The organism is Acetivibrio mesophilus, from assembly GCF_004102745.1.
Lineage (GTDB): Bacteria > Bacillota > Clostridia > Acetivibrionales > Acetivibrionaceae > Hungateiclostridium > Hungateiclostridium mesophilum.
Map to the genome: position 1 here is coordinate 168,423 of NZ_RLII01000005.1, position 24,517 is coordinate 192,939.

Consider the following 24,517-nt stretch of genomic DNA (forward strand, 5'->3'; position numbering starts at 1 on the left):
GGATAATTTTAATCAGTATGCAATTTTTCCAATCAAATTTTATCATGGACATTATTTCTTATGTGTTGTAAAATAATCCGTAATGGGATTTAAATATAGTTTAAGGAGTTGATGTAAGTGTTAGAGCTTGAACAGATTAAGCTTGAAGTAGATGACTTCAAACACAATTTAGACGAAATGGGGAAATCTCTTTGACATCGCAAGTTTAAGCAATCAGATTGAGGAACTTGAGCAGAAAGCATCAGAACCTGATTTCTGGAACGATACTGAGAATTCTCAGAAAATTTTGCAAAGGATTAAGTCATTAAAGGATAAATTGGAAAGATACAATAAACTTGTTGCACAGTGGGAGGATTTGATCACATTGTGCGAGCTTGGAATTGAGGAACAGGATGAAAGTGTGATTCCGGAGACAGAGGAAAGTTTTAAGAGCTTTAAAAAGGAATTTGAGGCCTTGAAGCTTGAGACACTTCTTACCGGACAGTATGACAAGAACAATGCAATTTTGACGATGCATGCCGGTGCAGGGGGAACTGAGGCCCAAGATTGGGTGCAGATGCTTCTTAGAATGTATACCAGGTGGGCAGAGAAAAAGGGATTCACTATAAAAGTATTGGATTATCTTGATGGAGAGGAAGCAGGTATCAAAAGTGTTACTTTCCAAGTTGTTGGAGAAAATGCTTACGGCTTTTTGAAATCCGAAAAGGGAGTTCACCGCCTTGTTAGAATATCTCCCTTTGATTCTTCGGGGAGAAGGCATACTTCTTTTGCTTCGCTGGATGTTATGCCGGAAATGAGTGATGATATTGAAATCCACATAAATTCGGATGACCTTCGTATTGATACTTACCGTTCCAGTGGTGCTGGAGGTCAGCATATAAACAAAACCGAATCTGCCGTAAGAATTACCCATATACCTACAGGTGTAGTAGTTGCCTGTCAGACTGAACGTTCGCAGTTCCAAAACAAGGATACTGCCATGAGAATGCTGAAATCAAAGCTTATGGAGCTTAAAGAGCGTGAAAATAAGGAGAAGATAGAGGACTTGAAAGGGGTACAGTTGGAAATAGCATGGGGAAGTCAGATAAGATCTTATGTGTTTTGTCCGTATACCCTTGTGAAAGACCACAGGACCAATTATGAAGAAATAAGTGTGGATTCTGTTATGGATGGAGAATTGGATGGATTTATAAACTCATATCTTTCAAGTATATCAAAGAAACAATAATAAAGTCAAAATAATGTACATTATGATAAAAGTCTGCGGTTTTAAAACTGCAGACTTTTATATTCACTTATAGATACTTCTTCGGCTTCGTACGAGGGGATGAAGCTGACGGCACTTATGCTGTCTGAGGAGGGATCAATCTTTAGCAGAAAGTATCCCGATTTGCTACCGTATTTGGCGAAAACATTAATAAAATAAGATTCATATCTACCTTTACCTAAATGCTTTTTTAAATGGTTGTAGCCTCTGGGGAACTGCACATCCACTTTGGTCAGAAGGTAATTTTCCAGATAGGATTTACATTTATCTATAAGTTCTGACGGAGTATAGTTTCTTACCAGACGAATATCAAAGCCGTCTTCCGATGGCAATATGTCAATAAAGTAGCTTTTTTCGGAAGCAGGCAAACCAACACTGTCAGAGTACTGGATTGTTAGTGCCATATTATCATAGTCGGGTTTTATACTGTGAATTACCTTCTTGCTGTACATTTCCCTGAGTTTTTGCTCCGAAGAGCTTACCGCATCCTTCTGCATAACCGCACTGACAATTTCGAAGTTTTTTTCTTCATAGTCAAACTTAATCCTATATGTTCCGGCTTCTTTGCAGTTGCTTATCTGAACAAGAATATCATCATTTGAATCCAAAGTCCGGGCATGGGTAATGGTTGTTGATCTTCCAAGGATCAACTTAAAGCAATTCTCCAGAAAAACTACTTTCTGATTTCGGGTCTCTCCTTTAGACTCTCTTTTTAAGTATTCCCTTGTTTGCTTGAGAGTAAAGGAGTCTACGATGGCATCTATTGTCTGACCAAGCTCTTTGTCCAAAAGGCTTCCATTAGAGCTTAAATAGTCACTGACAGATATAAACAAAGAGTAAATCTTGCCATTTCTTATTATATCGATGGAATAACCGAGTTTGTGTCTTTGGCCTTCATCCAGAAAATTTATTAATCTATAAATATAGATAATGTCATTTTCAACTCTTGAACTTGTATTTAATATTTTTGTGTTTTTGGTGCCATAGGGTGCGTAATAGTTTGTGGTATAATTTCTTACGATCTCTGCATTGTTTGCGGCAAATAGCTTTAGCAATTCTTCGGTAGAAGCATTAATCAAGGATTCGGATTCATTGATGCAAATATCAAGAGGTCCTGAGTATTCGGGGCATACTATAGAAAACCTGTCGAAATTAATATCCGTGGATTTGTTCTTTAGCTCCCAGGTATCCGGATAGGAGAAGGAGTATCCTTCATATTCATTTATATATTTGTTAAAGCCCATGTCGGCGATAAAATCGGTTTTGACAGAATCTATAAACTCCATTGATTCAGCAATTTTGATAAACTCATTGACAACAGCAGCGGATGGCTTTTCAAATCTGCTGTTTAACTCAATTTTATAAAGTTTTGAGTTGTATGTTGTATAATAGTCCTGAATATAATACAGGTCCAATCCATCTTTTATTTCATATTTTACATAGTGGAAATCCTTGCCGGAAAGCAAGCTATTTCCTTCCTCAATAGTGTCTGATCTTACTGAAGGAGAAGATTTTATTATGCTTAGTTTGTTTTCAATACATGTATCGGGGTTATGTATTTCTTCCACGGAAATTGATATATAATTGTTGTAGTCAATTTTAAAGCTTGTAAAATCAAGACTGTCGATAATACTGTTTTGCAGATACGGCGTAAATGTTGACGGATATTGCATTTTGAAATTCTGCTGCAAGTTTATGTATTCAGTATATTCAATATCGCTTTCGGAAAGTAGCGGATAAATTCCGGAATTTGCACTTCTGACGGTTTTGACGTCATTGAATATTTTCAGAGAGTTTTGATTAGCCGGAAGGTTTTGAATTTTAAGGGCATTTATAAGCTCTTTTATTTTGCCTATATTCTCTGTAGTCAAGAAACCTCTTTTGCCGGATATATTAATTGTATATATCGACATATTGGAGTAGATGGGGATAGTTATCATAATATGGGTTTCTTCAACGGAGGAATATTTGTCACTTTTTATTATGTTGTACAATACGACATTAGAAAGCTGGCCATAGATATACTCGCTATAGTCTGCAAAAATTTTCATATTGGATTCACTGGAGGCCGCATCGGTTCCGCTGAACAGAAACTCATTTTTATACAATGACTGCATGGCTCTAAAATAGCTTTTTGTGTAATTGCTAATCTCCTCAAAAATCTGCTCGTTAGAAGAACTGTAATCGTTGAGAATTAGGCGCATGCCGGCAATAGATGTAGCATCTAGCTTATCTGAGTTTATTGAATAATTAAACTCTCCCTTCTCATCAATCATCATAATTGAATTATCGCTAAAGCTGTCGAAAGATCCTGAAAGATCAATGCTGCTATGGGAAGGAACCTCTAATAGATATCCGTGAGTGATGTTCTTGAAGTTCTTAAGGTCTTTGTCTCTTAAAAAATATATAGAGCCGGATTCTTTATCGTATTTTACAATCAAATTAAATTTTTCCTCTATAAACTCAAAGGGAAGATAAAATCTTTCGTTTATTATCTCCGGTATATTGGAGTTGTAATTCTTCAAGCCAACTATGGAATAATCTAAAGGCCTTGCCGAATATGTACTTACCGATTTTCCATCATTAATGGAAAGGGTTTTGCTTGAAAGGTCGGCCTTAAGCTTCAAATCAAGTATTTGACCTATTTCATCGGCATCCAGATAATATCTGTCGTTTTGATTTACGACAGTATTCTTAAGAGTATGAATTTTCCCATTGTAATATAAATTCAGGCTTATATCTGCCCAGGCAACAGAAACATTTAACATAATCATTGCCGACAGAGTTATAAGTAATAGCAAAGCTTTTTTCATATATAACACTATCCTCTTTACACTCATTATTTTAGTTGTTTTATGTAGATAAAAGAAACAACAATACGTAACCCATATATTATGTATAATATCAAAAGTGAACGTCACGTACAACAATTGTTAACTCTTTGTAAAATAAGTGAAACAAATACTTAAAAAATATATGATATTAATGCCATAAATGCTATTAATAAAATTTAGAAATTGTGGTATTATTCTATTGGTTATATATTTTGCAATAAGCATTTTAAATTATTTTGGATATTGCAACGTATATAGTTTTGCAAAATGAAGTTAGGCAGAAATCGAATAGATACGGCAGGGGGGTGGTATGGATATGAATATAGGTATTGTCGGAGCAGGAAAAGTAGGCTGTGCTCTTGCCGTAGGTCTTAAAAACAATGGTTTTAATATATCGGGAGTTTATAGCCGAAGCAGTAATTCACAGAAATATCTTTGCGCTAAATTGGGTAAAGCCTTTGAAAGCAATCTTGAGGAAACAATAAAAAACTCTGAGCTGATATTTATTTCGGTATCTGATAATAATATAATACAGGTTTCCGAGGAAATTGCCCAAAAAATCGATGACGATATTCTTTGCTCCAAAACTTTTATTCATTTGAGCGGGGCGCTTACAACAAAAGCCCTAAAACCTCTTGGAGATCTGGGAGCATATACCGGCTCTCTTCATCCCATTCAGTCCATAGCGGACAAAGACAATGGGTGGAAGAAGCTATACAATATATATTATGGCTTTGAAGGCTGTGAAGAAGCTTTGAAGCAAGCTTTAAGCATTGTAAAATCCTTTGAGAGTAGATTGATAAAAATAAAAGAGCAGGACAAAACGCTGTATCATGCTGCTGCATGCATTATATCAAATTATACGGTGACCCTCTCATATGCTGCCCATGAAATATTGGAGAATATAGGATTTGACGGAAAAACTGCTCATGAGGCGTTTCTTCCTCTGATTACGAACACCGTTGATAATATTGAAAGGCTCGGAAGTGTAGGCGCTCTTACGGGGCCAGTGTCACGGGGGGATCACAGTGTTATTGAGGAGCATATAAAGGCGCTGGATAGTCTGGATAAAAATCTGAAAAATATATATAAAGTACTAGGGAGAAAGACTATTGAGATTGCACGAAAAAAGGGCACCCTTACAGATGATAGGGCCGAAAAGCTTATGAAAATTTGTGATAGCAAGGTATGATTTGGTTTAAATAATATCGTAAAAATTCTATACATATGGAGATATATTTATGGAGATTGAATATCTTAGGGAAATATTAGAAGGTGTTAAAAATGGAAGCGTTGAAGTTGATGATGCTTTAACGGAGCTCAAAAAGCTTCCTTTTGAGGATCTTGGTTTTGCAAAAGTTGATCAGCACAGGAATATTCGCAATGGTTATCCCGAGGTGATTTATTGTCAGGGGAAAACTGTTGAGCAGGTTAAGAAGATAGTGGAAAGACTAATGGAAAAAAACAATAACATTATGGCTACAAGGGCTGATATCAAGTGTTTTGAAGCTATTAAGGAAATTACCGATGATGCTGTGTACTATGAAGAGGCCAGAATTGTGGTCGTAAAGAAAAGGGACATTTCCAAGGTTAGCAAGATGATTGCAGTCATAACAGCGGGGACGGCGGATATTCCGGTAGCTGAGGAAGCAGCGGTCACATGCGAGACGATGGGAAACAGGGTCGAGAGGGTTTATGACGTTGGAGTAGCAGGAATCCACAGGTTGTTTGCCCGATTGGATGTGATTCGCGAGGCAAATGTCCTTGTGGTGGTAGCAGGAATGGAGGGAGCCTTGGCAAGTGTAGTCAGCGGTCTGGTGGAAAAGCCGGTAATAGCTGTTCCTACCAGTGTGGGGTATGGTGCGAATTTTGGAGGCCTTTCAGCTCTCTTGACAATGCTAAACAGCTGCGCTACCGGAATCGGGGTGGTAAATATCGATAACGGTTTTGGAGCGGGGTTTTTGGCAAGTATGATAAATAAGCTTTAGGAAAGGAAAAGGATATGAGAATATTATATTTTGACTGTTTTTCCGGTGCCAGCGGGGATATGATTTTAGGTGCCCTGTTGGACCTGGGGATTGACATTGATGTTTTTAAAAAGGAGCTTGCAGGACTAAAGGTGGATGGCTTTGATATTGCTATTGAAAGAAAAGTTATAAACTCAATAGCTGTAACCGATGTGGATGTCATTATAGAAAAGGAATGCACTCATCATAACGAACACCATCACCATTGTGAGCGCAATTTGGCGGATATTGAAAAGCTGATTGACGATAGTAGCCTAAAAGACAATGTAAAAAGACTCAGTAAGAAGATATTTGGAGAAATTGCCCGGGCTGAGGCGAAAGTTCATAACAAACCCATTGATCATGTGCACTTTCATGAGGTGGGTGCCATTGACTCCATCGTGGATATTGTAGGTACTGCAATTTGCTTGGACCTTTTGAAGGTTGACAAAATATATTCATCGCCGATGCATGACGGCACAGGCTTTATAGAGTGTCAGCACGGGAAGTTGCCGGTGCCGGTTCCTGCAGTTTTGGAAATGCTTAGGGATAGTAAAATACCTTATATAACGGAGGATGTAAACACGGAATTGGTGACTCCTACAGGTATCGGAATTATAAAGTGTGTGGCCTCGGAGTTTGGTTCCATGCCTCAAATGACTATTGAAAGTGTAGGATATGGGGCAGGTAAGAGGCAGACGGGGCGATTTAATGCTTTAAGATGTGTTTTGGGAAGTATTGAGGGTAAAGAAAAAAATGATGATGATGTTTGTGTACTTGAGACCAATATCGATGATATGAATCCTGAGGTTCTTGGTTATGTTATGAACAGACTTTTTGAGAACGGCGCATTGGATGTGTTCTATACATCTGTATACATGAAAAAGAATAGGCCGGGGATTATATTGACGGTACTGTCCGACAGAGAAAGGGAACAGGAGCTTGTAAATATTATTCTGACAGAAACAACAACTTTAGGTATCAGAAAGACCATAGCTAAAAGATATATTCTTGAAAGAGAAATAAAATATGTGAATACAGAGTTTGGAAAAATAAGAGTGAAGGAATCATGCCTTGGGGATTACAAGAAGTATTCACCGGAATTTGAGGACTGTAAAGAGGTTGCTGAGGAATTGAGAATACCTTTGTGGAAGGTGTATGACGCTGTAAACAAAGCTATTTTGACATTTGAGGAAAGGAATACAGATGCTTTACAATAAGTTTTCAACCTATTTAAAGGAAAAGTATGGAGCAAAGGTTTATAAGCTCCCTTTGAACCTGCCGGTCACATGCCCGAACCGTGACGGCAGAATCAGCAGTAAGGGATGTATATTCTGTGGAGAAGAGGGAGCCGGTTTTGAAAATCTTCCTAGCTTTCTCGAAATCAAAGAACAGCTTAAGTTAAACTCCAGGTATATTGGGGATAACTACAAGTCTGAGAAATTTATTGCATATTTTCAAAACTATACAAATACCTATCTTTCTTTTGAAGACTTTAAAAGGTATATTAACGGCGCTTTAGAAGAAAACATTGTGGCTCTCTATATTTCCACCCGCCCTGATTGCATTAAGGATTTATATCTTTCCTTTCTAAGGGAGATAAAGGAATCAAAAGGGGTGGATATTGTAATAGAGCTAGGACTCCAGACGGTAAATTATCATACTTTGAAGCTACTCAACAGGGGACACCTGCTTGCGGAGTTTATAGATGCTGTGCTGGCAATAAGGTCATATGGGCTTGAGTCCTGTGCCCATTACATACCGGATATACCTATGGATTCAATGGATGATGTAATTGAAGGAGCAAGGATATTGTCAGCTTTAGGAGTAAATCAGGTAAAATGCCATTCCCTTTACATTTTGAAGGATACAATTCTGGGGGAAATGTACGAAAAGGGAGAGATAAAGCCTGTAACTGTGGAAGAATATATTGAAAGGACGATATCATTTCTTGAGTACCTTAATCCGTCAATTGTGGTGCAGAGGCTTATAGGACGTGCACCAGAGGAGAGAAGTTTGTTTTGTAATTGGGGCATGAGTTGGTGGAAAATACATGATAGCATTGAGCGGAAAATGACAGAGGAGAATAGGTATCAGGGCAAGAAATTTGATTATCTAAATGGAAAGGCCCTTGCCGGTATAAACGAAAGAGTATTATGAACCGAGAATAGAGCAAATAAAAAAGGTCTCCTGCAAAAACAGCAACTAGAGACCTTTTTTATATCGCCACAGCCATAAAACTATTTTTTGTTTTTCAAGTATTCGTCAATTGCCTTTGCAGCATTCTTGCCTGCTCCCATTGCCAGAATAACGGTTGCTGCACCGGTTACCGCATCTCCGCCGGCGTATACACCTTCAATGCTGGTGGCTCCGGTTTCTTCATCGGCAATAATTCCGCCCCATTTTTGAGTATCCAGTCCCGGCGTGGTTGAGGTAATCAATGGGTTTGGACTTTGGCCAATAGCAATAATGACCGTCTCTACATCGATGACATGTTCGGAACCTTCCTTTGTCACAGGCTTCCTTCTTCCGGATACATCCGGTTCGCCCAGCTCCATCTCTACGCATTCAATACCCTTTACCCAGCCGTCATCGGTACCTAAAATTCTTGTGGGGTTTGTAAGGAGCTTGAGCAAAATGCCCTCTTCCTTTGCGTGATGAATCTCTTCGAGTCTTGCGGGCATTTCCGCTTCCGAACGTCTATACACTATATACACATTTTCAGCACCGAGCCTTTTGGCACTTCTTGCGGCATCCATTGCAACATTTCCTCCGCCCACAACAGCAACACTTTTTCCTACTTTCACAGGAGTATCGCAATTTGGAAATTCATAAGCCTTCATAAGGTTTATTCTTGTGAGGAATTCGTTTGCGGAGTAAACCCCATTGAGGTTTTCCCCCGGAATTTTCATAAAGGATGGCAATCCGGCACCGGAGCCGATAAATATGGCTTCATACCCTTCTTCCTTGAGCTCGTCAATGGAGTAGACCTTTCCGATAACCATATTTGTTCTGATGTCCACACCAAGCTGCTTGATGGTTTCGATTTCCTCTTGAACCAGTTTCTTTGGCAGTCTGAATTCCGGAATACCATACATTAACACACCACCGGGGACGTGAAAGGCTTCAAAAATAGTCACCTCATAACCGAGTTTTGCCAAGTCACTTGCACAAGTGAGACTTGCAGGCCCCGAACCGATTACTGCTACTTTTTTGCCGTTCTTTTCAGGCTTTTCATTGGAAGATGTACTGTTTTTCATGTGCCAATCTGCTGCAAACCTTTCAAGTCTTCCGATTGCCACAGGTTCGCCCTTTTTACCCCTTACACAAAGCTGTTCGCACTGTGTCTCTTGAGGGCAGACCCTTCCGCAAATAGCCGGAAGGTTGTTGGTTTCTTTTATTTTATTATAGGCTTCTTCAAATTTACCTTGAGCTATCAGCTGAATAAACTCCGGAATTTTTACGTTTACCGGACAGCCGGAGACACAGGGCTTGTGCTTGCAGTCAAGACACCTTTGAGCTTCCTCCATTGCCATTTGCTCGGTATAGCCTAAGGCAACCTCTAGAAAGTTTTTGCTTCTAACATTAGGCTCTTGCTCCGGCATGGGAACTTTTTTCAATGACATATTAGGCATTATCCTTTACCCCCCAATCTGCAATTATGCTTTTCAGTAGCCAGGGTTTCTTCTTTTTTATACATCGCTTGTCTTCTCATTGCTTCATCAAAATCCACAAGATGTCCGTCGAAATCAGGTCCGTCCACGCATGCAAACTTAGTTTCACCGCCCACAGTTACTCTGCAGCCTCCGCACATACCGGTGCCATCAATCATAACAGGGTTCATGCTTACAATAGTTTTTATACCGTAGGACTTTGTAAGGTTGCTAACAACCTTCATCATTATCAATGGACCGATAGCAATAACCAGATCGTATTTGTTTCCTTCTTCAATAAGGCTCTTTAATACATCGCTTACAAACCCTTTGTTGCCATTGGAACCATCGTCGGTAGTTATAAAAAGCCTGTCACTTACGGCCTTCATTTCATCCTCAAGAATTATCAGGTCCTTGTTTCTGAAACCCGCTATGGAATCGACCTCTACACCCATAGAGTGTAATTTTTTGGCCTGAGGATATGCTATTGCAGTTCCGAGACCACCGCCTATAACGGCAGCTTTTTTTATATTTTCAAAGTGGGATGCTGTCCCTAAAGGGCCAACAAAGTCCAATAATTCATCGCCTTCTTCAAGAGATCCCAATATTTTAGTAGTCTTTCCCACTTCTTGAAATATTATCGTTACCGTACCTTTAATGCGGTCAAAATCAGCTATTGTAAGAGGGATTCTTTCACCGTTTTCATCCACCCTCAGAATTATAAACTGTCCGGGCTCTGCTTTTTTTGCTATATGTGGAGCTGATATCTCCATTAACTTAACCTGCGGGTTAAGAATCTTTTTCTTTACTATTTTAAACATGCTTAGCCTCCCTTTCTCAATCTTGAGCTTACTCTAATTTTAACTATTGAGGCCCTCTAAGTCAATCGCAATATATAGGAAGTATTTTATTTTGTGGTATTATCTTGCAAATGTAATAAGCACAACAGAAGAGATGTCGTAAATAAATAAAAATGAAAGTTACTTAGATGATTTCCTGCATAAATTTATAACTACAACACAAGTGAAAAATTCCTCAATCTGTCTAATTCGGGCTAAATCCATACTTCGGACAAAAGATGAGAAATAGAAGTTGCGTTAAAATTCGAAATTATTTATTTCGACTCTTGCAATGTTAATATATTTTTGTTATAATTCAAAATGTCATTTCGTTAGTTCCTCAAACATTTATTTTGAGGGTATACAATGGCGTATACCGTATACAGTACAAAGGTGTATATTGGTTTTAGTGTTGTTTTTTGCAGGAGTAATTTGCTTATGCATGCAAATAACTCTATTTATAATAAAAGTTAAACAGGATGGGAGAGGAATTTAAAATGAAATTATTGTCTAATGTTATGGAACAAGTCATTAAAAGAAATCCAAATGAACCAGAATTTCATCAAGCAGTAAAAGAAGTATTGGAGTCATTGGAAATTGTGGCCGAAAAGAATCCGGAGTACTTAAATGCAGGTATATTTGACAGGATTGTTGAACCTGAAAGACAGATCATTTTCAGAGTGCCATGGGTAGATGACAATGGTAAGGTGCAGGTAAACAGAGGCTTTAGAGTACAGTTCAACAGTGCAATAGGTCCATATAAAGGAGGAATAAGGTTCCATCCTTCGGTTAATGTAGGAATTATCAAATTCCTTGGCTTCGAGCAGATTTTTAAGAATTCATTGACCGGTCTTCCAATGGGCGGAGGCAAAGGCGGCAGCGACTTTGATCCAAAAGGCAAATCCGACGGAGAAATCATGAGATTCTGCCAGAGCTTTATGACTGAACTTAGCAAACATATAGGACCGGATACCGACGTTCCTGCTGGAGATATCGGTGTTGGCGGCCGTGAAATAGGTTACATGTACGGCATGTACAGAAAGATAAGGAACGAGTTTACTGGAGTTTTGACAGGAAAAGGATTGACATGGGGTGGAAGTCTTGCAAGAACCGAGGCAACAGGTTATGGTCTCTGCTACTTCATGGATGAAGCAATGAAAACAATGAAGGGTAAATCCTTTGAAGGTGCTACAGTTGTAATATCCGGTTCGGGTAATGTTGCCATCTATGCAACAGAGAAGGCACAGCAGTTGGGTGCTAAGGTAGTTGCATTAAGTGATTCAAACGGATATATCCATGATCCTGATGGAGTAAAGCTTGATACCGTTAAGCAAATTAAAGAGGTAGAAAGAAAGAGAATCAGTGAATATGTTAAGTATCATCCTAATGCAACATATACTGAAGGATGTTCAGGAATATGGACAATCAAGTGTGATGTTGCCCTTCCATGTGCTACACAAAATGAACTTGATGAAAATGGGGCAAAGGCTCTTGTTGCAAATGGATGTTATGCAGTAGGAGAAGGTGCAAACATGCCATCCACACCTGGAGCTATTGAAGTGTTTATGAATAACGGAGTTCTTTTTGCACCTGGAAAAGCTTCAAATGCCGGTGGTGTTGCTACTTCAGGACTTGAAATGTGCCAGAACAGCATGAGATATTCCTGGACATTTGAAGAGGTTGATGCTAAGTTAAAGGATATTATGGTTAATATATTTAGAAGTGCAAGTGCAGCAGCAAAAGAATACGGTCAAGAGAACAACCTGGTATTGGGTGCAAATATTGCAGGCTTCTTGAAAGTTGCAAATGCTATGAAGGCACAGGGAGTGTAAAATATAACGCATAAAATAAAATTAAAGATACGGGGGTCAGAGGCCATTTCTCTGGCTCCTTTTTTATTCAACATATTTTTTATGTTTGCTATTAATTTTTGTTTTGCATTACATGCTGAATTTGATATAATAAGACATCATAGTTTTATATGAAGGAGAGGTTAGCTTGAATAACGAATTAATTCTCGTTCTCGACTTTGGAGGACAGTATAATCAGCTTATTGCAAGAAGAGTAAGAGAGGCAAATGTTTATTGTGAGGTTCTTCCCTACAACTCTTCTATTGATAAGATAAAGTCAATGAATCCGAAGGGTATTATTTTTACAGGAGGCCCTGCAACGGTATTAGACCCTAAAGCTCCAATTTGCGACAGGGAAGTCTTTGAGCTGGGGATTCCGATTCTGGGAATCTGCTACGGTATGCAGCTGATGAGCTATATGCTTGGAGGAACTGTAGAAAAAGCAGAACAGCGTGAATACGGAAAGGTAAATATCAAATTTGATAACAACAGCAAACTATTTGAGGGAATTGAAAATGATTCGACATGCTGGATGAGTCACACGTATTATGTCAATAGTCTTCCTGAGGGCTTCGTAAAATGTGCGGATACTTCCAATTGTCCTATGGGAGCAATCGAAAACACCGAAAAGAAGCTGTATGGTGTTCAGTTCCATCCGGAAGTAGTTCACACACCAAAAGGAAGAGATATATTAAATAACTTCCTTTTCAAAATCTGCGGCTGCTCTGGAGATTGGAAGATGGCTTCCTTTATAGAAAATTCCGTTAGGGGCATAAGAGAAAAGATAGGAGATAAAAAGGTTTTGTGCGCTCTCTCCGGAGGTGTTGATTCTTCGGTGGCGGCTGTGTTGATTCATAAGGCTGTAGGAAAGCAGCTGACATGTATTTTCGTTGATCATGGCCTTCTTAGAAAGTACGAAGGGGACCAGGTTGAAGAAGTATTCAAGAATCAGTTTGATATTAATTTGATAAGGGTTAATGCAGAGGACAGGTTCTTAGAAAAGCTCAAGGGAGTGACCGATCCCGAGAGAAAGAGGAAGATAATTGGGGAAGAATTTATCCGGGTGTTTGAAGAGGAAGCAAAGAAAATAGGAACAGTTGACTTTTTGGTACAGGGAACCATCTATCCGGATGTAATTGAAAGCGGAATCGGTGATGCTGCTGTTATAAAAAGCCATCACAATGTAGGTGGTCTTCCTGATTATGTGGATTTTAAAGAGATAATTGAGCCTCTCAGAAGTCTTTTTAAGGACGAGGTTAGGAAAGTTGGGATGGAGCTGGGAATACCTGAAGATATTGTCATGAGACAGCCGTTCCCAGGACCTGGACTGGCTATTAGGGTTATTGGTGAAGTCACAAAAGATAAATTGGATATACTTAGGGATTCTGATCACGTCTTTAGAGAAGAAATAAAAAATGCAGGACTGGACAAGGAAATTAACCAGTACTTCACAGTGCTCACGGGAATGAGGAGTGTCGGAGTCATGGGCGATGAAAGGACTTATGACTATACCCTTGCACTAAGGGCTGTAACTACTACCGACTTTATGACTGCCGATTGGGCAAGGATTCCTTATGATCTCCTTGAAAAAATATCCAATAGGATTGTGAATGAAGTCAAGCATATTAACAGAGTGGTGTATGATATAACAAGCAAGCCACCTGCAACGATTGAGTGGGAATAGTTAATAATGTCCAAGGGCAACCCACCTTTCCCTGAAAAGGGCAAAATGGGCTTCCCCCAAAAACAAAAGAAATAAATGAAGATTAGACCTTGAGATAAGTCATTTAGACTTGTTTCAGGGTCTTTTTTGTTTATCTGTATGGAGTATCAAACCCTTGATATTACAGCCGTTACAGCATTTTTGTGAGTGACCTGCCACCCGCCTTCCCCAAAATGTAGAGAGACTCTTGATTTTGGGAGCCTGTTTTTGGGAGGGAAAGCGAGTTTGCCTTTTTTGATGGAAAAGAGGGAATGAGGGATTGGAGGGGGACATAGAGGTTTTAGGAAAATGTGTTTTTGGGATAAGGAAAATCGTCGGGGGAATTCAGTAAAATCAATGGATTCGGCGATTTAATAAATTCCCAAAAACCGAATTGTTTTTGAGGGAAACCCTGTTTTTGGGGAATTTCTTAATGTTTTTGGGAAAACACTTATCGAACTTGTCTGTATATGCTGAACAAATTTCAGGAGGAAGTATATGAGGAGAAAAAACTACAAGGGTAGATGTGAAAAAAGGATGATTGAAAAATGTACGGATGTGTGTCGAACTTATGATGCTATACAGTATGCATATGCCGAGATCCTTTCCGCTTGCCCAGACATTGTAGAATTCAAATGCAATGTGCCGCTTGACGGACTGGAGGAAGGTGAATACACTACAGATTTTGTATGCACCAAACAGGATGGGGATCTGATGGTGAGGGAATGTGTATTCCGAAGACTCCTTACAAAGCCGATGACTATACGATTATTGGAAGCATCCAGACAGTATTGGCTGCGTCATGGAGTTTCAGATTGGGGGTTGGCTATCGATGAAGAAAAATGATTTGCTTAAGAATGATGAATCAATTATAAGGGTATTAGCCATTGAGGATGACAGACTGCTTTTTATCGATTGTATCAAGCTTACGATGCCGAAATGGGGAAAAATTGCTTCCATAGTAGATTATACACCATGTGAAGAGCAGGCATTGTCAAAAGGTTTTAAGGAGGATATTGATGATTTGAATTCAGACGCAAGGAAATCAGCTTATCAGCATTATACCATGATTTCAGGGATACTGCCTTATGTGTCAGATAATACCATGAGATGCAGAGCCATTGATAAGGCGGCGGAAGAATATCATGTCAGTAAAAAAACAATACGGAAATACTTGTGCCGATATCTGGCATATCAGAATATCACCGCTTTAGCTCCAAAGACAAATGATGATAAGCGTGTTTTATCGCAAGATGAAAAAAATATGCGTTGGGCTTTAAATAAATTCTTCTACAACAAAAACAGGAACAGTTTACATACAGCTTATACACTTATGCTAAAAGAAAAATACTGCGATGGAGAAGGCAAATTATCATCGGCATATCCTTCATTTTATCAGTTTAGGTATTTTTACCGTAAGACAAAAAATATGCAGACATATTACATATCCAGAGAAGGATTGAAAGCATACCAGCGAAATAAAAGACCATGTACCAGCGAGGGAGTAAGAACTTTTGCCATAGCTCCAGGTGTAGGGATGTTGGATGCAACGGTTTGCGACATCTATCTTGTCAATGAAATCGGCGATTTGGTTGGAAGACCGATTTTGACTGCCTGTATTGATGCTTATAGTGGTTTGTGCTGCGGATATTCTCTTTCGTGGGAAGGTGGCGTGTACAGTCTTCGTAATCTAATGGTTAATATCATTGCAGATAAGGTGGAGCATTGCAGTAGGTTTGGAATCCATATCAATGAAAGCGATTGGCCAGCAAAAGAGATACCAGGAAAGCTGATATCGGACAAGGGTGCGGAGTATACATCGGATACCTTTGCACAGCTTGCAGAGTTAGGTGTTATGATTACAAATTTACCCGCATATAGACCAGAACTAAAAGGTCCAGTGGAAAAATTCTTTGATTTAGTGCAAGACAGCTATAAACCATTCTTGAAAGGCAGGGGTGTCATAGAGCCAGATTACTTGGAGAGAGGAGCACATGATTACAGGAAGGATGCCTGCCTGACAATAAAAGAGTTTGAGAAAATAATACTACATTGTATCCTCTTCCATAATTCCAAGAGAGTATTTGGTGAGTTTCCATACACAGAGGCAATGATAGAAGCAGGCATTAAGCCCAACGCAAACAGCATCTGGGAATGGGGAAAGAATCAGCCTGGAGTAAACCTTATATCAGTCTCCACGGAGCAGCTTGTACTAACCTTACTGCCGAGAACTATAGGGAAGTTTACTAGATTTGGTCTAAAAGCAAATAAGATGAGGTATCACCATCCCAATTATGTAGAAAAGTATTTGCAGGGGAAAGAGGCAGTTGTTGCTTATAACCCAGAGGATGTCAGTAATGTGTGGATTCTGGAGAATGGCACATACATCCGATTTGAACTGATTGATTCTAGATTTAGAGATAAACCGTTGGATGTTGTTATGGGTATAAAAAAGAAGCAGAGACTGATAGTGGGAATTGCTAATAAAGATAGGGTTCAGGCAGAAATGGAACTGGCAACCCATATTGAGGTGATTTCCAGAAATATAACAAAGAACAATAAGGTAAATATCAAGAGTATCCGTGAGACCAGAAGAAAGGAACTGGATAAACTGCATCTTGATCATGTGAAGGAGGCTGGTATTGATGAATGATATCAGTAATCTGATTTATGAACTTCCAAAGATGAAGGCAGGAGAAGAGCTGAAATCCGCTTTGGAGTATATCCCGCATTATGACGAAAATATTAGAATGGAAAATGACGCCATGAGATTGATGGAGTTGAATGAGCTATATAATATCTATTTGCCTTCGGAAATGTCATTGGAGATATATAGTAAGTTATATCTAGCAATGTTGCGATCTCTGCAGAAAAAAGGGACAAAGCTGGCAATACAGCAAAAGAATGAAAATTTTAAAGCTATCCAACAGAGTAACTATAGTGGTATCATTGGCGGGTCTGACAGCTTTACTATCATTGGTGCATCTGGTATCGGTAAAAGCTCTGCCATATCCAGAGCGATATCACTTATCACGGAGAATCGTATTATTGAAGTACAAAATCCTTACGTAAAAATAATTCCGTGCTTAATCTCTCAATGCCCGTTTGATTGTTCAGCAAAGGGGCTATTGCTGGAAATATTACGCAAAGTAGATGAGTTGATAGGCAGTAAATACTACGAAAATGCTCTGCGAGCAAGGGCAACTACAGATATGTTGATTGGAAATGTGTCACAGGTGTCTTTGAACCATATTGGATTATTGGTAGTGGATGAAATACAGAACATCTGTAATAACAAAAGTGGAAATAGTCTGGTGGCGGTGCTGACCCAGCTTATTAATAATTCTGGCATCAGTATCTGCATGGTCGGGACGCCAGAGAGTTCTTCATTCTTTGAACAGGCTATGCAGCTCGCAAGAAGGTCATTGGGGCTGCATTACAGCAACATGCCTTATGATAACTATTTCAAAGAGTTCTGTAAGACTGTATTCAGATTCCAATATGTAAAGCAACGGACAGAACTTACAGATGCTGTTATAGAATGGCTGTATGAACACAGCAACGGTATCATTTCCATAGTGATTTCCTTGGTCCATGATGCACAGGAAATAGCAATCCTGAACAAAAAAGAAATACTCAATATAGATACCTTAAATGAAGCATATAAAAAACGGCTTAATATGCTCCATGACTACTTGAATCCGTCTATTGTTATCAATCGACAGACCTCCAGACACAAGAAACATAAGTGTCTTGTAGAACCTTGCAAGATTGGTATTTTGGAGGCAGATGATAAGAATAGCATTGTTGAATTGGCCAAAATAGCCAAGCGTCAAGAACTGGATTTCCTGGAATTATTGAAAGAAAGGTTTTCGGTGACGGAGGTGAATGTATGATTACATATTTTCCTGATATATATCCAGATGAACTGGTGTACAGTCTGTTATCAAGGTTTTATATGCAATCGGGATACCTATCATACACATATGCCGCAGAGGATATTTATGCCTACAAACAGGTAAGGCCAGACCATGAATTTATCAATGTACTCCGTCCAGAAATACGTGAGATAATTGTCAAAACGATTCCAATGGAAAAGCTGGTGGAAAAACATACAATGTATCCATACTACGCAAGATTTATGAGAAAACCTCGTAGGATGAAAGCCTTTGAGGCACTCGTGTCATTGAACGGGAATTACAGAAATCTATTGGTTATTCCAAATAAAAAGGAGGGGGCAGATAGATACCTCCGGTACTGCCCTTTATGTGCAAAAGAAGATAGGGAGCAATATGGAGAGACATTTTGGCACCGGGGTCATCAGATGGTAGGCGTAAATGTTTGTCCCATACATGAATGCTATCTGGTAAATAGCAACATATTGATCAGCGGAAAAGCTACACCTAATCTTACTGCGGCAGAAAAGGTGGTACCAGAAGAGGAAGAAATATCAAGGTGTAATAATTTGCTGGAGATAAAGCTGGCGGAATATACACTGGCAATATTCCAAGCCCCTATAGATATAGATAGCAATGTATCAGTGGGACGATTCCTGCATTCAAAACTGAAAGGGACAAAATACATATCAGATTCTGGCTTATTTCGGAATTTAACACTCTTTTATGAGGATTATCTGAATTTCTATGATGAAATAAAAGGAAAAGCTAAACTGGAACTTTTTCAGATCCAAAAGATTTTTAATGATTATCGCTTTAATTTTAATGAAATATGTGAGCTGGCAATGTTTTTAAATATACCGATACATGAGATGGTTAATATGTCATTACCAGAAGAAACACAGCATATGGATATGATCTATAGGCGTGTGGCAAAGGAGTTGGATGCAGATTTTGATATAGTAAAAACTATCGGTGATGCGGTATTAAAAGCCTATCAGTCGAATCATAGGGTACAGCATAAATGCGGAGCAAAAGGCTATTTGTGGAGTAAGCTGGATGCAGAACTGCTACCAAAGGTAAAAGAAATGATTAAAGAGCTATATGGTAATGGAACAGATCGCCCGCATAAAATAACGTCGTCGCTTATTAATAGAAAGCTGGGGCTACCAGACAAGCAGATTGAGAAATTGCCGCTATGCAAAGAGGAAATCCTAAAGTATGAGGAAAGCCAGCAACATTATTGGGCAAGGGAAGTCGTATGGGCTACCAATAAGATTTTGAAGGAGGGAAAGCCTTTTAGTTGGAAACAGGTCCGCAATCTTACCAATATGAGGCGTGTTAATTTTGAAGCCTGTCTGCCTTATATTGATGAAATGGTAGAGGAAGAAATGGCAGAAAGGATTAAACACTTATTGTAAACTAATTGGTTTGCTTTGATATCAAAATCCATATGCCTAATACTAATATACTTAAAATGAGCTTAAGCCATAACTGAAATCTCATATGCTCAAGCTTATTCAGAAGCCATATCTTTATCACAGCATAGTAGAAACTCCTGAATTCTCTTTATATATATAAGAAATGCAGGAGTTTGTAATATCCACTTATAATTGGAACGATAAAGATATATGCTTTATCATCCAATTAGGGTTGATTGTGTAGAGTTGGGATTAATCTTTTATGCTGGGCTTAAGGTTATACTTAAGAGATGTTTTTGTTATGGCTTAAGCTTATCAACATAAAACAGACTGAAAAAGCCTGATATGAATAAAAAGCCACAAACAGTTGTTGAGGCCCTATTTTATACCGAAGAAAGATACTTAATATGGAAATTGAAGATTATAAAATTCGAGTGCAGCATCGGAGAAAGACGATAAAGATATGGTTGATTGGAGGATATTGAAAAGACAAGAGTAAGAAAAGAATTTGCGAACGAGATGAGCATAAAAGAACTATAAAGTTTAAAATATAGCATCTGAAAGCTGACTCTATTATCGATAAAAAGATTTTATTTTCTGCTTATTAATGATAAAATAGAAATAAAAGTAATTGGTCAACTAATTAAGAAGGATACTGACTTTTATTGTTGAATATTGAATATAAAGGTTGAAAAGTACCAATTATATACATTCATTATGTAATGGGAGAGAAGAGAACATGTATATTTCGAGGTTAAAAATTCAAAATTTTCGGTGTTTTCAGGATGTTGAGATAGAATTTAATGAAGGTCTTAATGTAATTATTGGTGAAAACAATTGTGGAAAGACAACTATAATGAAAGCACTCCAGTATTTTTTTAAAGGGGCTAACAACAGTAGTGCTATGGGTATTGACGATTTTAATAAAAACATTATTATCGGAGAAAAACCTCCAGAGATAACTTTTGTATTAACAATTCAATCTTCAAATCACGAGAAAGCTCAAGATAGGGCTGTTGTTGCAAGCTGGCTAACAAAACTGGGTTCACCATGGGAAGCTACTTTGACATACAAATTCTTTTTACCAGAGGTAGATCATAAAAAGTTCGCAGAAGATATCAAAGCAGTAGATGATGAAGATCAAAACAGAAAAAAGTGGGCTATCCTTGAAAAATATTTGAAAAAATATACATCAAGAATCTATGGCGGGAATTATGAAAGCAAGAATCGAGCAGACCAAGAGTATTTAGATAAATTTCATTGTGAGGTACTTGATGCACTCCGAGATGTAGAAAGTAAAATGTTTACAGGGCGAAATGCTTTACTCAAGCAGATTTTAAACTTTTTTATAGATTCAGATTTACTTGAAAAGGATGAAAATGAAAGGAAAACGGTACAAGAACAACGTAATCAGATGTTTGAGACAGATTCAAGTAGTCTGGTTACCAACATGATTGCTCGTATATCTGTTGGTAAAATTTTTGGGCTTGCAGATCAAACAGGTGCTTCTGTTGGTGGGCATCCTACATTAGGTGGGCAACTCGATACGAGTGATGTACTTTCTGTTCTTAAGTTAATGATAAAAAAGGAAACTGGTATTGAAGTTCCTGTTGTAAATAACGGTATGGGTTATAATAACCTAATCTACATATCATTATTACTTTCAAAATTTAAAATGTTGGTATCTTCTGAAATGGGAGAAAATGCGAAAGTTTTTCCCATGCTTTTAATAGAGGAGCCTGAAGCTCATCTTCATCCAGCATTGCAATATAGTTTCCTGCGTTTTTTAAAAGACGAAATAGATAAGCATGAAATAAGCCGTCAAATTTTTATAACTACTCATTCGACCCATATAACGGCAGCAGTAGGATTAGATCCTATTATATGTATGAATGTTAATTCGCATGGGGAAATAGTACCAGCGTATCCGGGCAAAGTATTTTCTGATACACCAGAGGATCAATCTTCAAAAAAATATGTTGCTAGATATTTGGATGCAACAAAATCAACTATGCTGTTTTCAAAAGCTGTTTTATTCGGAGAGGGGCTTGCGGAACAGATACTCTTGCCAATTCTGGCAGAGTATGCTTGTAAAAGTCTCGATAAAAGTCATGTGTCAATGGTTCGGGTTGATGCTTTAACATTTAAGCATTTTATAAAAATCTTTGGAGCTGGGATTCAGGAAGAACGAAAAAAATATGCCATAAGTAGAAGAGTTGCATGCATCATTGATAGTGATCCTGCACGATTGCCACATAATGTGCCTTCTGGCAAGTCAAGAAGATGGAAAAAATGTTTTCCATTCGAGGTAGACGCAAAGCCAGATGAATATACATATTCAAAAGTTTCTGGAGCTGTGACTAATTTACTGTCATCAGTACAAGATTGTGAAAATGTAAAAGTTTATTATAATTCGACAGGCAAAGGCAAAACATTTGAATACGATTTAGCATATGAAAACAGCGATTCAGATTTGATATTCGACGAAGCAGTTGAAATAATTGACTTTGAGGGACTCGAAAGTTCTGTATGGAGTGCTGAAGACAAGGAAAAAGCTAAAAAGGCAGCTTCATACCTAACTTACGTAGAAGGAGGAAAAGGTGAGCCTGCATTCAATCTTGCTGAAAAATTAAAGGAAAACTTAAAAGCTGAAACACGTAAAGTGTTTAATTTGCCTTTACATATTAAGGATGCTTTTAAATGGGTTTGTTATGATGAGGAGGATTAGTGTGATGCCTAATGAAGAAATAGAAATTATAACATCAGATCATCTTTTGTCAGACTTCGATCACCATTTTAAAGTATTTGCGGGTCCAGGTGCAGGGAAGACATATTGGTTGATTAACAATATAAGAAATATTCTTAAGAATTCAACAAAACTATTTGCTTCTTCAAAGGTTGCTTGTATAACCTACACAAATGTAGCAGTTGATGAAATTCAAACACGCCTTGATATGGCAGGAGATCGTGTTGAAGTTTCAACAATTCACAGTTTTTTATATAATTGTCTAGTAAAACCGTATGTCCATTTGCTCAAAAATGAGAATGGGAACTATTTAGTAAATATAGAACGGCTTGATGGACATGATGACCATATACCGAGTGTTGGTAGAATATTAGGTAATGGACAGATGAGTTCAGTTATATTTAAAAACAAAATCAAAAATGATGAGTTACATGATGTTTTGGCATCACTTGAGTGGTACTTAAATGGAGATGACATGATACTACAGCCTCGCAATGAATGGCAAAGGAAAAGGTTTAAAAAACTTATGGATTTAAACCTATTTTATGCTTATAAAGCTATGTTTTGGGACGATGGCATTATCCACCATGAAGATGTATTGTTCTTTTCTTATGAAATATTAAAACAGTTTCCATTATTACGTAGTTTTATAGCAGCAAAATATCCGTACATCTTTATTGATGAATTTCAAGATACTCATCCCGTTCAAACAAAAATACTAAAGTGGATATCTGAAGCGGGATCTATAATTGGAGTAATCGGGGATCCCGCACAATCGATTTTTCAATTTCAAGGTGCTTCAAGAACTGACTTCCTTGAGTTCAAACTGCCCGGACAGAAGAATTATGCAATTATGTATAATAGAAGAAGTACAAGAAATATTATAAACCTTCTAAATCATGTGAGAGGTACGGACGAGGTTGTTCAAGAATGCTATAGAGATATAGATGGAAGTGAAGTATGTGTCATCATTGATAAAAGTACCGAAGGAATAATAAAAAAATTTAATGCAGAAAGAGAATGTTTGGGGTTAAATGGCGATAGCTGTATTGTTACTCGCCGAAATGACGCAGTAACAATGTTAAAGAGTTGTGTTGGAAATTGTAATGTTTCTGTTTGGAGCGACTTTTTGGAAGTGGACAGCAAACGGCAACGTTTTATTGAAATTATCTTGACAGCACAAGAATATGCAAATAATTCGATGTATGAAACAGCAGTTAAGGAAGTTATGAAGATATTTAAGACGGATAAAAATGGAGAGCTAAAAGATCCATTTACATCTTGTTCATTTGAAATTAAAAATCTATTCAAACGAAGTATAGCAGTAGCATTATTGGTATACCTAACAAGTAATAGGGATGAAAATTTGAAAAAAAATGTTCTAACATTCTACAACGATTTGATTACTTTCTTTAACGGAATGGGAATTACACTAAAAAAGGTAAGTTCTGGAGCTTTTAAGACATTTGCACAAGTTTCTAATGTGATCGATTTGGTTTTAGGTTTAAAACTTGGAGAAGAGAAGAAAAGTACCATACGTACAATTCATAAATCAAAGGGAGCTGAATTTCAATCGGTTCTTGTATACTTTGAGGATAATGAGGATATTAAGCACTTGCTTAATCCTGACGTAAAAAGTGCAGATGATGACTGTAGACTATATTATGTTGCATTAAGCCGTGCTAAAGATTTCTTATGTATTGCAACAGATGAGCTTTCACAAATGACCATTGAAGATTTAAAAAGACTAAAAATGAGATTGATTGAATAGATTATAATGTATGTACTAAAAGCCTTTTCCTACTTTGTTTACCTTGTAACCATATTTTAAGCTCCCAAAACTTTTACCTAACCCCAAACCTTTCCACGCTAGGGCAAAAGAAAAAAGATTTAAAATTTAGATAAAACCCAGTAGTTACAAGTGATCGAAGGACATCGGTAGAACAGTCAAAGTTCTTCCGTTAGGAAAATAAAGTTCTTTGAGGCTGTACGCATTAAAATGTTATTGTATAAGGTTCTAAAGATGGAAATGGCATTGTTTGGATTCGGAATTCTTCGGGGTTGATATAAAGGTTAAAATATAGTTCGAGAATCTATGTAATTTCTCATAATGAGATTATGCATGCAGCGGAGAGACCTCCGCTGCATGTACTGTTTCACAATATATAAAGGCTAATGTCAGTGGTAAAATTAAATTACCCGGTTTCGGGAAAGAAAATGCCCCACCTATTCACAAACTTCCACTTGTAGATTAACATAATGTTAATTATATAAGTGGGAGTCGATAATAATGTTGGGGGTAG

At 37.9% G+C, this 24,517-nt stretch carries 16 protein-coding genes; 13 read left to right on the forward strand and 3 right to left on the reverse strand.

Translation table 11 applies throughout. The features are described from left to right. Positions 1–117 precede the first annotated feature (117 nt). Positions 118–1,228, forward strand: a protein-coding gene (gene prfB / locus EFD62_RS06645) for a peptide chain release factor 2 (RefSeq protein ID WP_128705882.1) whose coding sequence is annotated in 2 segments (ribosomal slippage) — positions 118–192 and positions 194–1,228 — 1,110 coding nt in all. Because the reading frame shifts where the segments join, the coding sequence is not laid out codon by codon here. A 41-nt stretch (positions 1,229–1,269) separates the two neighbouring features. Here the strand turns inward: prfB and EFD62_RS06650 are convergent. Continuing rightward, positions 1,270–4,080 carry a stalk domain-containing protein gene (locus EFD62_RS06650; protein ID WP_069194105.1) on the reverse strand — a complete coding sequence of 937 codons (2,811 nt, stop codon included), beginning with the start codon at positions 4,078–4,080 and terminating at the stop codon, positions 1,270–1,272. A gap of 331 nt (positions 4,081–4,411) precedes the next feature. Between EFD62_RS06650 and EFD62_RS06655 the strand changes: the two genes are divergently transcribed. Genes EFD62_RS06655 through EFD62_RS06670 form a run of 4 tightly spaced genes read left to right on the forward strand, consistent with a single transcriptional unit; the run spans position 4,412 to position 8,267 of the window. Continuing rightward, positions 4,412–5,293 (forward strand): Rossmann-like and DUF2520 domain-containing protein, encoded by an 882-nt coding sequence (locus EFD62_RS06655; RefSeq protein WP_235832585.1) that lies wholly within the window; start codon positions 4,412–4,414, stop codon positions 5,291–5,293. 49 nt (positions 5,294–5,342) lie between these two features. After that, a complete protein-coding gene (gene larB / locus EFD62_RS06660; RefSeq protein ID WP_069194104.1) occupies positions 5,343–6,089 on the forward strand; it encodes a nickel pincer cofactor biosynthesis protein LarB in 747 nt (248 codons plus the stop codon). Positions 6,090–6,103: 14 nt separating this feature from the next. Beyond that, positions 6,104–7,327, forward strand: coding sequence for a nickel pincer cofactor biosynthesis protein LarC (larC, locus tag EFD62_RS06665; RefSeq protein WP_069194103.1), 1,224 nt, complete (start codon positions 6,104–6,106; stop codon positions 7,325–7,327). Further along, positions 7,314–8,267: a TIGR01212 family radical SAM protein gene (locus EFD62_RS06670; protein WP_128705892.1), complete on the forward strand. Its 954-nt coding sequence runs from the start codon at positions 7,314–7,316 to the stop codon at positions 8,265–8,267. Before larC ends, EFD62_RS06670 begins: the two co-directional genes overlap by 14 nt. Before the next feature lie 80 nt (positions 8,268–8,347). Here the strand turns inward: EFD62_RS06670 and gltA are convergent, their stop codons facing one another. Together gltA and EFD62_RS06680 are read right to left on the reverse strand one after the other, a co-directional pair. Then, positions 8,348–9,742: an NADPH-dependent glutamate synthase gene (gene gltA / locus EFD62_RS06675; RefSeq protein ID WP_069194101.1), complete on the reverse strand. Its 1,395-nt coding sequence runs from the start codon at positions 9,740–9,742 to the stop codon at positions 8,348–8,350. Next, complete coding sequence (locus EFD62_RS06680) at positions 9,742–10,581, reverse strand: sulfide/dihydroorotate dehydrogenase-like FAD/NAD-binding protein (RefSeq protein ID WP_069194100.1); 840 nt, start codon at positions 10,579–10,581, stop codon at positions 9,742–9,744. The genes gltA and EFD62_RS06680 overlap by 1 nt, the downstream gene beginning before the upstream one ends. Before the next feature lie 515 nt (positions 10,582–11,096). Between EFD62_RS06680 and gdhA the strand changes: the two genes are divergently transcribed. The 8 genes from gdhA to EFD62_RS06720 all read left to right on the forward strand — a co-directional run bounded on the left by gdhA (position 11,097) and on the right by EFD62_RS06720 (position 23,985). Then, positions 11,097–12,431, forward strand: a complete 1,335-nt coding sequence (gene gdhA / locus EFD62_RS06685; RefSeq protein WP_128705883.1) for an NADP-specific glutamate dehydrogenase — start codon at positions 11,097–11,099, stop codon at positions 12,429–12,431. 166 nt (positions 12,432–12,597) lie between these two features. Further along, positions 12,598–14,133: a glutamine-hydrolyzing GMP synthase gene (guaA, locus tag EFD62_RS06690; RefSeq protein WP_069194098.1), complete on the forward strand. Its 1,536-nt coding sequence runs from the start codon at positions 12,598–12,600 to the stop codon at positions 14,131–14,133. Between the two features lie 516 nt (positions 14,134–14,649). Further along, positions 14,650–14,997: a PDDEXK family nuclease gene (locus EFD62_RS06695; RefSeq protein ID WP_128705884.1), complete on the forward strand. Its 348-nt coding sequence runs from the start codon at positions 14,650–14,652 to the stop codon at positions 14,995–14,997. Then, complete coding sequence (locus EFD62_RS06700; protein WP_128705885.1) at positions 14,984–16,804, forward strand: Mu transposase C-terminal domain-containing protein; 1,821 nt, start codon at positions 14,984–14,986, stop codon at positions 16,802–16,804. The genes EFD62_RS06695 and EFD62_RS06700 overlap by 14 nt, the downstream gene beginning before the upstream one ends. Continuing rightward, positions 16,797–18,047, forward strand: a complete 1,251-nt coding sequence (locus EFD62_RS06705; protein WP_128705886.1) for a TniB family NTP-binding protein — start codon at positions 16,797–16,799, stop codon at positions 18,045–18,047. Before EFD62_RS06700 ends, EFD62_RS06705 begins: the two co-directional genes overlap by 8 nt. Next, entirely contained in the window at positions 18,044–19,468 is a 1,425-nt protein-coding gene (locus tag EFD62_RS06710; RefSeq protein WP_128705887.1) for a TniQ family protein, read from the forward strand. Before EFD62_RS06705 ends, EFD62_RS06710 begins: the two co-directional genes overlap by 4 nt. A gap of 739 nt (positions 19,469–20,207) precedes the next feature. Further along, complete coding sequence (locus EFD62_RS06715; RefSeq protein WP_128705888.1) at positions 20,208–22,196, forward strand: ATP-dependent nuclease; 1,989 nt, start codon at positions 20,208–20,210, stop codon at positions 22,194–22,196. A gap of 4 nt (positions 22,197–22,200) precedes the next feature. Then, positions 22,201–23,985, forward strand: a complete 1,785-nt coding sequence (locus EFD62_RS06720) for an ATP-dependent helicase (RefSeq protein WP_128705889.1) — start codon at positions 22,201–22,203, stop codon at positions 23,983–23,985. Positions 23,986–24,517 lie beyond the last annotated feature (532 nt).

Bases quoted from the DNA above. Each gene is read 5' to 3' on its own strand.
- EFD62_RS06650 (WP_069194105.1), bottom strand. From the start codon at position 4,080: ATGAAAAAAGCTTTGCTATTACTTATAACTCTGTCGGCAATGATTATG.
- EFD62_RS06655 (WP_235832585.1), top strand. From the start codon at position 4,412: ATGGATATGAATATAGGTATTGTCGGAGCAGGAAAAGTAGGCTGTGCT.
- larB (WP_069194104.1), top strand. From the start codon at position 5,343: ATGGAGATTGAATATCTTAGGGAAATATTAGAAGGTGTTAAAAATGGA.
- larC (WP_069194103.1), top strand. From the start codon at position 6,104: ATGAGAATATTATATTTTGACTGTTTTTCCGGTGCCAGCGGGGATATG.
- EFD62_RS06670 (WP_128705892.1), top strand. From the start codon at position 7,314: ATGCTTTACAATAAGTTTTCAACCTATTTAAAGGAAAAGTATGGAGCA.
- gltA (WP_069194101.1), bottom strand. From the start codon at position 9,742: ATGCCTAATATGTCATTGAAAAAAGTTCCCATGCCGGAGCAAGAGCCT.
- EFD62_RS06680 (WP_069194100.1), bottom strand. From the start codon at position 10,581: ATGTTTAAAATAGTAAAGAAAAAGATTCTTAACCCGCAGGTTAAGTTA.
- gdhA (WP_128705883.1), top strand. From the start codon at position 11,097: ATGAAATTATTGTCTAATGTTATGGAACAAGTCATTAAAAGAAATCCA.
- EFD62_RS06695 (WP_128705884.1), top strand. From the start codon at position 14,650: ATGAGGAGAAAAAACTACAAGGGTAGATGTGAAAAAAGGATGATTGAA.
- EFD62_RS06700 (WP_128705885.1), top strand. From the start codon at position 14,984: ATGAAGAAAAATGATTTGCTTAAGAATGATGAATCAATTATAAGGGTA.
- EFD62_RS06705 (WP_128705886.1), top strand. From the start codon at position 16,797: ATGAATGATATCAGTAATCTGATTTATGAACTTCCAAAGATGAAGGCA.
- EFD62_RS06710 (WP_128705887.1), top strand. From the start codon at position 18,044: ATGATTACATATTTTCCTGATATATATCCAGATGAACTGGTGTACAGT.
- EFD62_RS06715 (WP_128705888.1), top strand. From the start codon at position 20,208: ATGTATATTTCGAGGTTAAAAATTCAAAATTTTCGGTGTTTTCAGGAT.
- EFD62_RS06720 (WP_128705889.1), top strand. From the start codon at position 22,201: ATGCCTAATGAAGAAATAGAAATTATAACATCAGATCATCTTTTGTCA.